Origin of the sequence: Haloechinothrix salitolerans (genome assembly GCF_042662605.1) — a bacterium.
GTDB classification, from domain to species: Bacteria; Actinomycetota; Actinomycetes; order Mycobacteriales; family Pseudonocardiaceae; genus Haloechinothrix_A; species Haloechinothrix_A salitolerans.
The window spans coordinates 246,484-261,518 of the sequence record NZ_JBHSXX010000001.1 but is presented as its reverse complement, the minus strand read 5'-3'; the positions used below and the strand labels follow the sequence as shown (position 1 = coordinate 261,518).

Below are 15,035 nucleotides of genomic sequence, written 5' to 3'. Positions count from 1 at the left end.
GGCCAGGCAGGCGAACCGCGAGTCACCGTTCCGCTGGTGCCACTTCTGATCGTTGGATCGGCACCGGCTCTGGGCGCAGCTGACTCACGGCGAGCGCGACCACCAGCAGCCCTGCACCACACCAGCCGACGACGCCGAGCCGGTCTCCGAGCAGCACCGTGGCCAGCAATGCCGCGGTGAGTGGTTCGAGTAGCACCGCGAGCCCCGCGACGACCGCGTGGGCACTGCGCAGCCCGGTGAAGTACGCGGTGTAGGCGAGCGCGGTCGGCACGAGGCCGAGGTACAGCGCCGCGGCGACCGGCTCCGGCCGAAGCGGGATGCTGACACCGACCATCAGCGCGGCGGGCAATAGCAGCGCTCCGCCTAAGAGGCAGCCGACGGCCGCCGTTCGCAACGGATCCAGCCCCGCCACCGGTCGCCTGGTGGCTATGGTCACCGTCGCGAAGCCCGCGCCCGCGAGCAGGGCACATCCAATCCCGATGAGCGGCGAACCCTCACCCGCGCCGGTTGGGGCTCCCATCAGCAACACCAGCCCCACGATGGCGGAACAGAGCGCGCCCAACGTCGTCACGGACGGCCTTCGCCCGGTCCGCGCCGTGGTCGCCACGACGACGAACACGGGCACGCTCCCAATCGTGATCATGGTCGCGAGGCTGACCGAAGTCAGCGTCACGGCCGCGAAGTAACTGGCCTGAAATACCGCGAGCAACACACCGACGACGAGCAGTCGCCGGACGCTCGCGGCGGTGCGCGGCACCCGCATTCCCGAGGTGGCCAGCAGGAACATCGAGACGAACACGCCACCAAGCAGTAACCGGTAAGCCGCGATCGATAGCGGGTGCAGGTCTCCTGACGTCGCGAGCAACGCACCGGCGATACCACCGGTTCCCCAGCACACGCCCGCGACGAGCAGGGCCGCGGCACCACGGCCGCGAGCACGCGAATGAACAGCGGTCAGCATGAAAGAACGCTCCAGCGTCGAAGGAATGGGACACGACGACGCGGGGCGCGCGCTGAACGATCAGCAGCACCGCGCTACGGAACCTGACGAGACCGCACCGGGTAAGCACAACGATCGCCGCACGACGACCGTCGTACGACGCAGCGCGACCGCCCCGCTCAGCGGCGGGGCGGTGGGGTGATGGGATAGAGCCGGTGCACGCGCCCGAGCATACCTGGACGTCGACGTCCAGCCGAACGGGTTTCCGTCGCCGACGCCATCGCCCAAGCAGTCAGCTCGCCGCTGCCGTGGTCCGCGTCCGTGGTCGCCTGCCGGTGGCACCACCACTGGCAGGACCCGCCGCCGCGACGATATACATCCACGTCCAGAGGATCCACGCGGCGAACCACACCACGCCCACCACGACGTAGCCGAGAGTCCACAGCCACTCCGGCACGCCCGGCTTGCGCTCGCGCTGCAACAGCTCGTGCTCCGGCCCGAACGTTCGCGTACCCGACTCGGCCGCGACCGGGGGCGCGTCGATCTCGGCGTCGTACGGCAGATACACCGGCAACGCGGCCATCATGTTGTTGCCGGTGTGCAGCCGGATACCGGTCTTCCAACTGCCATACACCGGCACCGACCGTGCCGAGCGGTACACGCCGTCGGCGCCCTTGATCATGTCGGTGCGGAAGAAGTCGCCACCCTGCCAGGAGATCACCGACAGCCAGTTCTTGTCCGCGTCGGCGTCGCTTGGGCGCAGCGTCACCGCGAGGTCGACCCAGCGCGGCGGAACGCCTTCGTTGGTGTCGTTGTCGATGGTGCGGCTGGCGCTGGCGTCGGTCACCACCAGGTCGCCAGTGATCGGCGGCGGGTCCTGCGGCGGCACGACGACGAACATCACGCCGACCATCCCGAGCGCACCCGCGAGCCCGAGCGCGTGCGTCGTCCGCGTCCGCACGGGTGCGGGCGTAGACGTCGCGCGGCTACCGATCTCCTCCAACCGCCGCAACTGCCACACGGCGGCGAGCCCCGCACTGACCCCGGCGATCGTGCCGAACACCATGAACTTGCCGATCATCTCAGCGGGCCACGCCTGCGGCATGAACCAATGCGTCGCTGGCCATTCCGACAGCACGCCGATAGTGCCAACCGCGACACCGGACACCGCCCCGAAGACGTACCCACGCTTGGGTGAAATCACCAGTGCGACCAGTTCGATCAGGATCGCCTCGCCGATATACGGCAGGAACGGCGCTGGCGTCAGATCGAACGGCACCAGGACGACGTAAAGCAGACACCGCAGCACGACGTACAGTCCGACCGCGGCGAGCGCGCCGCCTGGACCGAAGGTCGCGCGAGCGTAGACCAGGCCCCACGTCGTCGCGATCGCCACCAGCACCACCTGGTTGAGCAGCGGAAACTGCGGGATGCCGTGCTCGAACTCCATCAGGAACGCGGTGATCGTCGTGATCCACATACCGCCGACCAGCGCGCCCCATAGCTTCGCGCCGCGCCCTGTCATCGCCCGCGCGCCGACCTGCTTGGACTCCGCGAGCAGCAGCATGATCCCGATCGGCGTCAGTACCGCACCGCCGATCATGAGGACGTGCGTCGGGCCCCATTCGGTGACGTCCTGACCGAACAGTCGATGCCAGAGGTCATCGAGCGGGAACCCGGCGACGCCGACCATGCCGCACGTGATGATGACGATCGAACCCATCGGCGCCCGCCACGCGGGGCCAATGCGGAACGTCCGCAGCGGCAGCTCCCCGCGCGCGAGCGTCGCGCTGATCACGCCCGCCGAGAAGATCCCAAGCAGCGCGAAGTAGATCGGGTAGTGCGATGGGTTGGCCAGCGGCCCCTCGTCGCGGCCAAGCTCCATGTGAATCGGCACATCCCAATAGACCCCGATGCCGCCGGTGATATCGGCGAGAATCAGCAGGTAGATCGGCAGTCCTGCCCAGCGCGGCAGGCCGTCGTAGCGAGACACGGTGTCCGCGAGCTTCCCGAGCAGCGTCGGTTTGCCCGCGCGTTCGCGGATCACGAACACCATCAGCGGCACGATCACCGCGAACGCCATGATCGCCGCGATGATCACCTCATCGAGTGCCGCGCCACCCGCCGGTGGTGCCTCCCGCACGCTGCCCATACACCGCTCGCTTCCATCGCCTTGAGGTCCACCTCGAAGCTGCTACCAGCAGTTAGCGTTACTTCGAGTCACACTAAGGTGTACGGTACAACGAGTACCACTAAAATTGCCAGAGTCTCTGCGACACTGTGCCCCGTGACGGTGAAACGACGTCCCACCCCCGCGCGCGCCGATGGCCGCGCCACCCGGTGGGCTGGCCAGCGCGAACGTCGTCGCAAGGAGTTCGTCGACGCCGCACTCGCCGCGATCACCGAGCACGGCCCCGACGTCTCAACACAACAGATCGCGGACAAGGCGGGAGTACCGCGCACCCGGCTCTACCGGCACTTCAGTGGCAAAGCAGATCTGGCTTCGGCGATCGCGGAGCGGGTGATCGAGCAGGTCGTCGTCGAGCTCGACCCGGTGTGGAACCCGCGCGGCACGCCGATGGAGATGATCGAACTCGCGGTGCGCACGCACGTGACCTGGATGGCGGAGCACGAGGCGATCTACCAGTACGTGATCAACGTCAGCGGCGCGGCGGGCGTGTCCGCGTACCACGACGTCAAGGTCGCGGTCAGCGGCCACATCGCGGCGTTGTTCCGCGAGTACCTCCAGGTCGCGGGTGGCGACACCACGGCGGCGGAGCCAGCGGCCTACGGGCTGGTCGGCTTCGTGGACGCCGCGACGAACCGCTGGCTGGAGAACCCGACCGAGCAGACGCGCGAAGAACTGATCCGCAAGCTCGTCGACTGGGCGTGGCTGCTGATCTCGGACACCGCCGCCAAGGGTGGGCTGAAACTGGATCCGGACCAGCGGCTCCCGACGACGGAGGAGTTGCGCGCCCGGCGCACCGAGCGGTGACGCCTTCGAGGCGTCACTCAACGCACCGTCAGGCCGACGCGCCGCCGTCCTGCTTGTCCTGCTCGGGCAGTGGTGTGCCACTGGAGGCAGCCGCCGTGGAAACGTCCGCCTTGCCATTGGCCTCCGCCTCGCCACCGACCTCGGACCGCGAGCCGTTGCCAGAGCCGTTGGCGCCATTGCTCGCGGCACCGGCGGCGGGCGTCGACTCCGGCGTGGCGGCACCGTCCGAGCCCTCCGGTGCTGGCTTGCGCTTCACCGACGACAGCAGCAGCTGTGCGACATCGACGACCTCGACGTGTTCGTCGGCCTGCTGGTCGTTCTTCCGCTGGGTAACGCCGTCAGTGAGCATCACGCGGCAGAACGGGCAGCCGGTCGCGATCTTCGTCGGCGCGGTGCCCAGCGCCTCGTCGACACGCTCGACGTTGATCCGCTTGCCGATGCGCTCTTCCATCCACATCCGCGCACCACCAGCACCACAGCACATGGACCGGTCACCGTGGCGCGGCATCTCGCGGAGCTGTGCACCGGACGCGCCGACAAGGTCACGCGGCGCCTCGTACACCTGGTTGTGGCGACCAAGGAAGCACGGGTCGTGATAGGTGACGCCCTCAGCGACCGGGGCGATCGGGGTGAGCCGCTTCTCCCGCACCAGCCGGTTGAGCAACTGGGTGTGGTGCACGACCTCGTACTGCCCGCCCAGTTCCGGGTACTCGTTCGCGATGGTGTTGAAGCAGTGCGCACAGGTGACGACGATCTTTCGACTCGACGGCTGTGTCTCGGCGAACACCGAGTTCAGCACCTCGACGTTTTGCTGCGCCAGCATCTGGAACACGAACTCGTTACCGGCACGACGCGCCGGGTCACCGGTGCAGGTCTCCTCTGAGCCGAGCACCTTGTAGTTGACGCCCGCGATCTGCAGCAGCTCGGCGACGGCCTTGGTCGTCTTCTTCGCGCGGTCCTCGAACGCACCAGCGCAGCCGACCCAGAACAGGTACTCGGTGTCGCCCCATTCGCCGTCGAAAACTGGAACCTCGAAGTCGACCTCCTTGGTCCAGTCGAGGCGGTTCTTGGCGTTCTGGCCCCAGGGGTTGCCCTTGTTCTCCAGGTTCTTGAACATCCCGCCCAGCTCGGTCGGGAAGTTCGACTCGATCATGACCTGGTAACGGCGCATGTCGACGATGTGGTCGACGTGCTCGATATCGACGGGGCACTGCTCGACGCAAGCGCCGCAGTTGGTGCACGACCACAGCATGTCCGGGTCGATGACGCCGTTTTCCTCGGGACCGCCGATGAGCGGACGCTCGGACTCGGCCAGCGCCAGGACGTCGATCCCCGCGTGCGGGTCGTCGCCCTCAAGGCCGATCTCCTCGCCCATCATGTCCTTTTTGCCGCCCGCGAGCAGATAAGGCGCCTTGGCGTATGCGTGATCGCGCAGCTGCGTGATCAGCAGTTTCGGCGACAGCGGCTTGCCGGTGTTCCACGCGGGGCACTGCGACTGGCATCGCCCGCACTCGGTGCAGGTGGTGAAGTCCAGCCAGCCCTTCCACGAGAAGTCCTCGACCTGGCCAGCACCGAAGACGTCCTTCTCAGGGTCGGCTTCCTCGAAGTCGAGCGGCTTGCCGTCGCTCATCATCGGCTTGAGCGCACCGAGCGCGACGCCGCCGTCATCCTCGCGCTTGAAGTAGATGTTGAAGAACGCGCTGAACCGGTGCCAGGCGACACCCATCGTCATGTAGCGCGCCACGACGACGACCCACACCATCGCACCCATCAGCTTGATGAACGCCATGATGACGACGCCGTTCGGGCTGGTCGGCAGCAGCTCAGCCAGCGGGGCGGTGGTGAAGCTCGCCCACAGCGGCGAGTGGTCCAGACCAGCGGCGATCTTGAACGCCTTGACACCGAGGATGCCAAGACCCTCGATGATGACGACTGCCTCGACGAAGTACGCCTGCCAGAAGTTCGACCCGGCGAAGCGGGACTGCCGGTCAGCGCGGCGCGGATGGTTGAGCTGCCGGATGATCGCCAGCGCGACACCGCCGACGACGGTGCCGAGGCCGAGCAGCTCGATCGCGAGGCTCCAGACGACCCACTCACCGATGATCGGCCAGTGGAAGCTGGGGACGAACACCTCGCCGTAGGCCTCGAACAGCACCGCGGAGCCGATCAGGAAGCCCCACATCACCATCCAGTGCATCACGCCGACGTGGCGCAGCTTGTTCATCCGCGTGTGGGCGGCGAACTCCTTGACCAGCGTCTTCATGCGCGGCACGAACGGGCCGTTGCGCGTGGCGTCCGGCTGGCCGAGACGGATGATCTTGACCATGCGCAGGACCGTCGCGACGAACATTCCCCACGCGACGATGCTGAACAGGACGGCGATACCGCCGAGCGTGAGCTCTAGCGCACCCATGGAGCGGGCCTTTCTGCTGGCGTAATGCTTACGAAGCGGGGCTTACCCTACTGATGGGTAATCGATCGACCGTGCTGTTGTCCCGCCGATGTGTTCTACGACTCCCGGTAAACTTGGACGATAGTTCAGGTAGTGTGGAACGACACAGTGTTACTGGGAGGAGCTGCCAATGGCCGCCTACCTGCTTCTCGCCGTGGCCATCGTGCTCGAGGTCGTTGGCACGACCGCGCTGAAGCTGTCCGAGGGTTTCACCCGGCTCTGGCCCTCCGTGGTGGTGGTCGGCAGCTACCTGCTTGCCTTCGCCGCGCTCGGGCAGGTGCTCAAACTCGGCGTTCCGGTCGGGGTCGCCTACGCCATCTGGGCAGCGTTCGGGATCGCGTTGATCGCGACCGTCGGTGTGGTGTTCTTCAAGGAACAGCTGACCATGCCGATGGTAATCGGGCTCGCCATGGTCGTCGGCGGCGTCGTGTTGCTCGAACTGGGAAGGGCGCCGCAGTGAGTGTGCAAACGGACGGCCGCAAGGCGCGCGGCGAACGACGTCGTCGGGAGATCATCGACGCCACGCTGCGGGTGATCGAGCGGGACGGCGTCGCGGGCGTCACACATCGGACGGTCGCGCGCGAGGCTGGCATTCCAACGGCGTCCACGACGTACCACTTCGCCACGCTTGACGACTTGCTGATCGCCACACTCATCTCGTGCGCGCGGGACATGGCGACCGAGGTGTACTGGATGATCGACCGCGCGCGCTCGCGCGAGGGCCTGCGCCGGTCGTCGGAACTGAGCAGCGGTCCGAGTGCGGCCGACGAGGTGTCCGCCCTGCTCGCGGAGGCGTTGGGACCCCGGCGCGGGCGAACGATGGCGGAGTACGAGCTGTACCTGCTGGCCTCACGACGTCCCGCGCTGCGCCCCGCCGCCCGGCGCTGGCTGGACGTCTTGACGTCGATGGTGCGCCACGACGACGAGGTCGCCTTCCGCGTGTTTCTCGCCGGTATCGACGGGCTGTTGATCCAGGGCCTGATCGACGACGAACCGCCGACCGCCGATGAGCTGCGCCCGGTGGTGGAGTACCTACTCAAGCCACGGTGAGCCGCCCGGGAGGGTCGTGGCTCCCGGGCGGCTGGTGGTGCTCAGCCCTTGTTCTCGTAGATGGGGGTGATCGTCGCCCGCGCGAGCGTCGTGCCAAACATGTTGAAGCCGAGGAAGGCGGGAGTGGCGTTCTCGTCGACGTCCAGCTTGTCTGCGGACAGCGCGTGCACCGCGAAGATGTAGCGGTGCGGACCGTGGCCGGGAGGCGGCGCGGCACCGAGGTACTGCCGCACACCGCCATCGGTCTTCAGCGTGACCGCCCCCGCGGGGAGGCCGGAGCCGCTAGCGTCACCGGCACCCGAAGGCAATTCCGTCGTGGTCACCGGGATGTTGCAGACGGCCCAGTGCCAGAAGCCGCTGGCGGTCGGGGCGTCCGGGTCGAAGCAGGTGACGGCGAAGCTCTTGGTCTCGGCGGGGAAATCGCTCCACGCCAGGTGCGGCGACCGATCCTCGCCGCCAGCACCGAAGATGCCGGACAGGTGCGGCGTCGCCAACGTCTCGCCCTCGGCGATGTCGTTGCTGCGCAGGGTGAACGATGGCACCTGCGGCAGGAAGTCGTACGGGTTGGGTGGCTGTGCCATGAGTCCTCCTGGGATTCGAGGTTTGGCTACGGAAAGTCGTCCGACTGCGAGGCTAGTAGGCCGCGCTGAAAGACGCTTTCGCTGTGGTAGGCGCGCCAGGGTCCGCTCCGGGCGTTTCTGGGGGTTGTCCCTGATGTGCCGGGGTAGGGCCTAGCCCTAACGTCGTCCACACAGGGATCTCGAACGGAGGGCGTGGTGTCTCGAACGGGCAGGGCGATCGCGGGCGTCGTGTTTCTCGGCATCGCGGTGGTGATCGCGACCGGCTGGTGGAATCCGTCGACGGCCTCGGCGGACGACACGATCAACGAACCCGTGCGTCACGTGGAGATCGACAACGACAGCGGCGGCATCAGCATCCGCGCGGCCGACGTTGACGCCACCACGGTGCACCAGGAGTACCGGTACCACTGGGGCGAACCGGACACCGCGTTCGAGGTGCGGGACGGCATCCTGAACCTCGACGACTGCGGCTGGCAATGCGACGTCAGCTACGAGGTCGTCGTGCCGCTTGACACCACAGTCGATGGCAAGGTGGACTCCGGCTCTGTCGACCTGGAAGGCATCGCCGAGGCGGACCTGAAGGTCAACAGCGGTGACGTCGTGCTCACCGACGTCGACGGTCCAGTCCAGCTCGACGTGGACTCCGGCAGCGTGTCCGGGACGGGCCTGGTCGGTTCGCTCGACGCCGACGTCGACTCCGGCAACGTCGAACTGACCTTCGTCGAGCCGCCCGACGTGACCGCGGATATCGACTCCGGCAACATCGAACTGACCGTGCCGGACGTGCCGTACCGGGTGACGTCGAACGTCGACTCCGGCAACGAGGAGATCGACGTCCCCACCGACCCAGACTCCGAGCACCTGATGGAGTTCGATGTCGACAGCGGGAACCTGGTCATCCGCGCTGGCTGAGCCGCGCCTGGGAACAACACCGCACCCCCACCCGTTGTACGGGCAGCGAGGTTGAGTGTGAATCACTCAAGTCTGAGTTGACGCGGACGAAGCAGTCCGGATAGAACTTGAGTCAGACGTACTCAACCTAGACGCAAGATCCCAGCTAGACACAGGAGGACCACCCATGGCGCGAACGGTCGGCATCGACCTCGGGACGACCAACTCGGTCGTCGCTGTCCTCGAAGGTGGCGAGCCGACGGTCATCGCCAACTCCGAGGGTTCCCGTACCACCCCGTCCATCGTCGCCTTCGCCAAGAACGGCGAGGTGCTTACCGGTCAGCCCGCCAAGAACCAGGCGGTGACGAACTCGGACCGCACCATCCGGTCGGTCAAGCGGCACATGGGCACCGACTGGAAGACCGAGATCGACGGGAAGAACTACACCCCGCAGGAGATCAGCGCCCGGGTGCTGATGAAGCTCAAGCGCGACGCGGAGGCCTACCTCGGCGAGGAGGTCACCGACGCGGTAATCACCGTCCCCGCGTACTTCGAGGACGCCCAGCGCCAAGCCACCAAGGAAGCCGGCCAGATCGCGGGCCTCAACGTGCTGCGCATCGTCAACGAGCCGACATCGGCCGCGCTCGCCTACGGCCTCGACAAGGGCGAGAAAGAGCAGACCATCCTGGTCTTCGACCTCGGTGGTGGCACCTTCGACGTCTCGCTGCTCGAGCTCGGTGAGGGCGTCGTCGAGGTGCGTGCGACCAGCGGTGACAACCACCTCGGTGGTGACGACTGGGACCAGCGCATCGTCGACTGGCTGGTGGACAAGTTCAAGGCATCGCACGGCATCGACCTGACCAAGGACCGGATGGCGCTGCAGCGCATCAAGGAGGCCGCCGAGAAGGCCAAGGTCGAGCTGTCCAGCTCGTCGACGACCAACATCAACCTGCCCTACATCACTGTCGACGCGGACAAGAACCCGCTGTTCCTCGACGAGACGCTCTCGCGCGCCGAGTTCCAGAAGATCACGCAGGACCTGCTGGACCGCACGAAGTCGCCGTTCCACAACGTGATCAAGGACGCGGGCATCTCCGTCGGCGACATCGACCACGTCGTGCTCGTCGGTGGTTCCACCCGCATGCCCGCGGTTGTGGACTTGGTCAAGGAGCTGACCGGCGGCCAGGAGCCGAACAAGGGCGTCAACCCGGACGAGGTCGTCGCCGTCGGCGCGGCGCTGCAGGCCGGTGTGCTCAAGGGCGAGGTGAAGGATGTCCTGCTGCTCGACGTCACCCCGCTGTCGCTGGGTATCGAGACCAAGGGCGGCGTGTTCACCAAGCTCATCGAGCGCAACACCACGATCCCGACCAACCGTTCGGAGATCTTCTCGACGGCCGACGACAACCAGCCGTCGGTGCAGATCCAGGTGTTCCAGGGTGAGCGCGAGATCGCGGCGCACAACAAGAAGCTGGGCAGCTTTGAGCTGACCGGTATTCCGCCCGCACCGCGCGGTGTGCCGCAGATCGAGGTCGGCTTCGACATCGACGCCAACGGCATCGTGCACGTGACCGCGAAGGATCTCGGCACGGGCAAGGAACAGAGCATCAAGATCACCGGTGGTTCCGCGCTACCGCAGGAAGACATCGACCGGATGGTCAAGGATGCCGAGGCCCACGCTGAGGAAGACCGGAAACGTCGCGAAGAGGCCGAGACCCGCAACCAGGCCGAAACCCTCGCTTACCAGACGGAGAAGTTCGTCAAGGAGAACGAGGACAAGTTGCCTGACGAGGTCAAGACCAAGGTCAACGACGCGGTCAGCGAGCTCAACGAGGCGCTGAAGGGCACCGACACCGCCGCCATCCAGTCCGCGATGGAGAAGCTGACGCAGGAGTCGCAGGCCATGGGCTCCTCGATGTACGCGGACCAGCAGGACGCGACGGCTGGCGCGGCCGGTGACGCCGGCGCCGCCGGCGGCGCGTCTGGTGACGCTGGCGCGGACGACGTCGTTGATGCCGAGATCGTTGACGAGGACAAGTCCGAGGGCGACAAGAAGTGAGTGGGAACTACGAGGAAGGCGAAGGCGTCAGGCCGGAGGAGCCAGTGATCGTGCGGGACCGTCGCAAGATTGATCCCGAGACGGGCGAGCTCCGTGAAGAACCGATCGTCGAGGACGCCCCCCGACCCGCGGACGGCTCAGGACCGCCCGCGGGCGGGGAGATCGTCGACGACGCGGTGACACCGGCCTCTGACGTAGAGAAGGAGCTCGCGGAACGCACCGCGGACCTGCAGCGCGTGCAGGCCGAGTACGCCAACTACCGCAAGCGCGTCGACCGGGACAAGGTCGCTAACACCATGGCGGCCAAGGCGTCACTCGCGAACGAGCTGCTGCCGTTGCTGGACGACATCGAGCGCGCGGAGCAGCACGGCGACCTCAACGGCGCGTTCAAGGCGGTCGCGGACAAGTTGGTCGGGACACTGCAGCGCGCCGGACTCGAGTCGTTTGGCTCGCAGGGTGAGCCGTTCGACCCGAGCGTGCACGAGGCGGTGCAGCACAGCACTTCCCCCGACGTCTCGGAGCCGACGGTGACGACGGTGCTGCGACGCGGGTACAAGTTCGGCGACCGAGTGCTGCGGCCAGCGATGGTCGCGGTGACCGACCACGAACCCGAGCAGGAGGAGCGACCGGAGACGCTGGTGGACCCGGCCGAACCGGCTGAACCACCAGCACGAGAAGACAACAACTGACGAAGGGAGGAGACGTCCGGTGACCGCTCGTGAGTGGCTCGGCAAGGATTTCTACCGTGAGCTGGGCGTCTCCTCCGACGCGTCGACGGAGGAGATCAAGAAGGCGTACCGGAAGCTGGCGCGGGAGAACCATCCCGACGCCAACCCCGGCAACCCCGAGGCCGAGAAGAAGTTCAAGGCCGTTTCAGAGGCCTACGGCGTGCTGTCCGACCCCGCCAAACGCAAGGAGTACGACGAGGCACGTGCGCTGTTCGGCTCCGGTGCCGGCACGGGTGGCGGCGCGGGTGGTTTCGGCTTCCCAGGCGGTGGTGGCGCTGGCGGGTTCGACTTCGGTGACCTGTTCGGCGCTGGCGCGGGTGGCCAGCCTGGCGGCATGGGCGGCCTCGGCGACATCCTCGGCGGGCTGTTCGGCAGGCGCGGGGCGGCTGGTGCCGGTGCGACCGCGGCGCAGCGTGGCTCCGACGTCGAGACCGACATCAGGATCGACTTCGCGGAGGCGGTCAAGGGAGCGACCCTGCCGCTGCGGCTTTCCAGCCCCGCCACGTGCGGCACCTGTGCGGGGTCGGGCGCCAAGCCTGGCACCTCACCGCGCACGTGTACGACCTGCGGCGGCGCCGGGCTGATCAACTCCAGTCAGGGCGCGTTCGCGTTCTCCGAACCTTGCCGCGACTGCCGGGGGCGGGGCGCGATCATCGACAACCCCTGCCAGGAGTGCGGCGGTGACGGCGTCAGCACCCGGACTCGCACCCTGACCGTTCGCATCCCGCCCGGCGTCGATAACGACCAGCGGATCAGGCTCGCCGGGCAAGGCGAACCCGGCAGAGGCGGCGCGACCGCGGGCGACCTCTATGTGCGGGTGCATGTCACGCCGCACCCGATCTTCGGGCGGTCCGGTAACAACCTGACCATCACCGTGCCGGTGGAGTTCACCGAACTCGCACTCGGCGCCACGATCAGCGTGCCGACGCTCGACGGCAAGGTGTCCGTGAAGGTGCCCGCTGGCACCAACAGCGGCAAGGTGCTGCGAGTGCGCGGCAAAGGCATAAGCAAGCGGGACGGTACGACCGGTGACCTGCTGGTGACGTTGCAGGTCACCGTACCGGACCATCTGCCTGACGACGCCGAGACGGCGCTGCGCGAGTACGCCGAGAAGATCAAGAAGCATGACCCGCGGCCGGAGATCACTAAGCTGCTGAAGGAGCGATGATGTCGCTGCGCTTCCCGAACGGTTTCGGCGGTCTGCCCCACGGGACGGACGAGACAACACCGATGTTCGTGATCTCCGTCGCCGCGGAACTGTCCGGCCTGCACGCACAGACATTGCGCACGTACGACCGGATGGGGCTGGTCTCGCCAGGAAGGACGGCCGGCGGTGGTCGTCGCTACTCGATGCGCGACATCGCGCTGCTCCGCGAGGTGCAGCGGCTGTCGCAGGAGGACGGCGTCAACCTCGCGGGCATCAAGCGGATCATCGAGCTCGAAAGCGAGGTCGACGCGCTCCGGTCGAAGGTGGCTGAGTTGACGGAGGAACTGGCGGCGGCCTACGCGGCAGCCGAGCAGGCCGCCGCTGCCGTCCACGCCTCCTACCGCAAGGAGCTCGTCCCCATGCGCAGGGAGACAGCGCTAGTCGTCTGGAAGCCCAAGCGCCGCCGTTTCTAGCGTCGTGTGTCCCCTGTTCTCGACGTCGTGTTGCGTTTTAGCCGGCGACGCCGGAACACCGGGTGCATCGCGGTCGGCGTCGCAGCGTTCAACTCTGAGAGCGCGACAAGCTCGTTCGACCAGTGCTCGTGATCACAGCCCGCAAGAAGTTGATCGACTCGACGGGAAAGCCGGACGCGACACCGAGTGGCAGCGGCGCGTCCGCGCTCCGACGCCAGTTTGAATCACTATAGATACACAATGCGCGCAAGAGGAACAACGAATTGAAACAAAAGTAGCAGACTCTGATTCACTTACCACTCCCATCATCACCGCAGGAAAAGTATTCAATACTGAGCAGCAACCAGCATCGGGAGCTTCTGTACGGTTACTGGCCTGGCCAGGACAAGCGGAGATGGAGAGGGTCAAAGACGGCGGAAATTTTCACCTAACGCCTATAGGCCGGACGACGACATCGTCAGATGGTCGTTACGCGCTGAAAGCTGATCCAGGGATTGATCTCTCCAAATTCTAACGGTGCCTCGAGCCCGCTGTCCACACTACCCGGAAAACTTGATCTGACACTTCAACCGGTTAAAGGCTCTACTTCTGCGGACCCAGCACAAATCCGAGCGCTGTCTACCGATTCCCAAACGTCGACTTTCGCCCAAGGGAGCAACCTGGGACCAAAACGCACAAATGTAGGATCGCTCTTCATTAGAACTAAGGGAGTATGGGGAAGGATCATACATAAGACAAGCGCGAACAGCGAAATCGGTGTAGGCGTGGATTCAGGTAGCGGATACGAAGCGAGCGGAACGGTAATGCGCTCATCTGACGACACGCTTGGCTTCCCCAGGTACGGCCGATACACCTACAAGCATTTTTACACGGAGCGCCCCTTCAGTAAGTACAGCAGGTATAACTGTTACGGCTATTGGGTAAGCAGCACCGTTAAAGCTACCGCATACGGCAGCATCGCAGGTACATACAATAGAGATGCGTCAAAACGGGCGAGGCAACCGCAATCAAGATGCGCCAGATACCTACCCGGCTCCTACCATGCTAAGGAAACCGGCTATGCTAGGACTTGGGCCGGGGGCGCAAAACTAGCTTCTACAATCGGAATAAACCTTTCCACCAGGACCGGGTATTCGACTGCCTCAACTGTGAAATTCGACTTCATGACTTCGAGGAAAGCTATGTGTGGCACGCTGGCCCATCCGGCATACGAACGCCCAGGCGCGTTTGTAATTCAGAATTCGTAATACATTGCTCGTCCTACGAAGTCTCTACCTCCTGACTCTTGCGGGATTGGTCACAGTTGCGCTGACAGCGTGCACAAGTGGGCAACCGAAACCACTTGTTGTTCCGGGAGACGACTCTGACTCACTTCAGGGATGGACATGCCTCAAATCACAAAGAGGCAATCCAGCAATTTCGCTCCCCATCCAAGGAATAAAATCGATCGGCGACCAACCGATAACAATAACGGAAATCGAACTTGTCGAGCCGAAGCAGGTCAAACTAGTCGGCGCAGAGATCGCGAGGTGGCCGTCCGAGAACCCTAGTCGGGTGCCGAACACAGTGGTTGGTGGCCCTTACCCACCAAACACGAACGATTCGAGCCTGGCGTGGCAGAATGGGGTAGAGGCTTCCGGTGAAGTGCTAGAACCAGGAAACGTATGGACCATTTCTGTCGGGGTCAAGCCGGAAGGAACATCGAGCCTTATAAAGCGAATT

General features: G+C 65.6%; 13 protein-coding genes. 9 read left to right on the top strand and 4 right to left on the bottom strand.

Features of this window, described 5'->3' with window-relative positions:
* Positions 1 to 22 precede the first annotated feature (22 nt).
* On the bottom strand, positions 23 to 961 hold the full coding sequence (locus ACFQGD_RS01175; RefSeq protein WP_345389447.1) for a DMT family transporter: 939 nt from the start codon (positions 959 to 961) through the stop codon (positions 23 to 25).
* Between ACFQGD_RS01175 and ACFQGD_RS01170 the strand changes: the two genes are divergently transcribed.
* On the top strand, positions 960 to 1,142 hold the full coding sequence (locus ACFQGD_RS01170; RefSeq protein WP_345389444.1) for a hypothetical protein: 183 nt from the start codon (positions 960 to 962) through the stop codon (positions 1,140 to 1,142). The genes ACFQGD_RS01175 and ACFQGD_RS01170 overlap by 2 nt on opposite strands.
* 90 nt (positions 1,143 to 1,232) lie before the next feature.
* On the opposite strand, the gene ACFQGD_RS01165 is transcribed toward ACFQGD_RS01170, so the two are convergent.
* Positions 1,233 to 3,092: a hypothetical protein gene (locus ACFQGD_RS01165; protein ID WP_345389441.1), complete on the bottom strand. Its 1,860-nt coding sequence runs from the start codon at positions 3,090 to 3,092 to the stop codon at positions 1,233 to 1,235.
* A gap of 135 nt (positions 3,093 to 3,227) precedes the next feature.
* Here ACFQGD_RS01165 and ACFQGD_RS01160 point away from each other — a divergent pair, with 135 nt between their 5' ends.
* Complete coding sequence (locus ACFQGD_RS01160; protein WP_345389438.1) at positions 3,228 to 3,935, top strand: TetR/AcrR family transcriptional regulator; 708 nt, start codon at positions 3,228 to 3,230, stop codon at positions 3,933 to 3,935.
* Positions 3,936 to 3,963: 28 nt separating this feature from the next.
* Here the strand turns inward: ACFQGD_RS01160 and ACFQGD_RS01155 are convergent, their stop codons facing one another.
* Positions 3,964 to 6,348: a (Fe-S)-binding protein gene (locus ACFQGD_RS01155; protein WP_345389435.1), complete on the bottom strand. Its 2,385-nt coding sequence runs from the start codon at positions 6,346 to 6,348 to the stop codon at positions 3,964 to 3,966.
* A 169-nt stretch (positions 6,349 to 6,517) separates the two neighbouring features.
* Between ACFQGD_RS01155 and ACFQGD_RS01150 the strand changes: the two genes are divergently transcribed.
* Both ACFQGD_RS01150 and ACFQGD_RS01145 read left to right on the top strand, forming a co-directional pair.
* Positions 6,518 to 6,847, top strand: coding sequence for a DMT family transporter (locus ACFQGD_RS01150; protein ID WP_345389432.1), 330 nt, complete (start codon positions 6,518 to 6,520; stop codon positions 6,845 to 6,847).
* Positions 6,844 to 7,437, top strand: coding sequence for a TetR/AcrR family transcriptional regulator (locus ACFQGD_RS01145; protein WP_345389429.1), 594 nt, complete (start codon positions 6,844 to 6,846; stop codon positions 7,435 to 7,437). Before ACFQGD_RS01150 ends, ACFQGD_RS01145 begins: the two co-directional genes overlap by 4 nt.
* Positions 7,438 to 7,478: 41 nt before the next feature.
* Here the strand turns inward: ACFQGD_RS01145 and ACFQGD_RS01140 are convergent, their stop codons facing one another.
* Positions 7,479 to 8,018: a YbhB/YbcL family Raf kinase inhibitor-like protein gene (locus tag ACFQGD_RS01140; protein WP_345389426.1), complete on the bottom strand. Its 540-nt coding sequence runs from the start codon at positions 8,016 to 8,018 to the stop codon at positions 7,479 to 7,481.
* A gap of 195 nt (positions 8,019 to 8,213) precedes the next feature.
* Here ACFQGD_RS01140 and ACFQGD_RS01135 point away from each other — a divergent pair, with 195 nt between their 5' ends.
* The 5 genes from ACFQGD_RS01135 to ACFQGD_RS01115 all read left to right on the top strand — a co-directional run bounded on the left by ACFQGD_RS01135 (position 8,214) and on the right by ACFQGD_RS01115 (position 13,313).
* A complete protein-coding gene (locus ACFQGD_RS01135) occupies positions 8,214 to 8,930 on the top strand; it encodes a DUF4097 family beta strand repeat-containing protein (protein WP_345389423.1) in 717 nt (238 codons plus the stop codon).
* Positions 8,931 to 9,096: 166 nt separating this feature from the next.
* Entirely contained in the window at positions 9,097 to 10,965 is a 1,869-nt protein-coding gene (gene dnaK, locus ACFQGD_RS01130) for a molecular chaperone DnaK (RefSeq protein ID WP_390221000.1), read from the top strand.
* Positions 10,962 to 11,654 carry a nucleotide exchange factor GrpE gene (gene grpE, locus ACFQGD_RS01125; protein WP_345392375.1) on the top strand — a complete coding sequence of 231 codons (693 nt, stop codon included), beginning with the start codon at positions 10,962 to 10,964 and terminating at the stop codon, positions 11,652 to 11,654. The genes dnaK and grpE overlap by 4 nt, the downstream gene beginning before the upstream one ends.
* 19 nt (positions 11,655 to 11,673) lie before the next feature.
* Positions 11,674 to 12,861, top strand: coding sequence for a molecular chaperone DnaJ (gene dnaJ, locus ACFQGD_RS01120; RefSeq protein ID WP_345392373.1), 1,188 nt, complete (start codon positions 11,674 to 11,676; stop codon positions 12,859 to 12,861).
* Positions 12,861 to 13,313 carry a heat shock protein transcriptional repressor HspR gene (locus ACFQGD_RS01115; RefSeq protein ID WP_345392371.1) on the top strand — a complete coding sequence of 151 codons (453 nt, stop codon included), beginning with the start codon at positions 12,861 to 12,863 and terminating at the stop codon, positions 13,311 to 13,313. The genes dnaJ and ACFQGD_RS01115 overlap by 1 nt, the downstream gene beginning before the upstream one ends.
* The last annotated feature ends 1,722 nt before the right edge of the window (positions 13,314 to 15,035 follow it).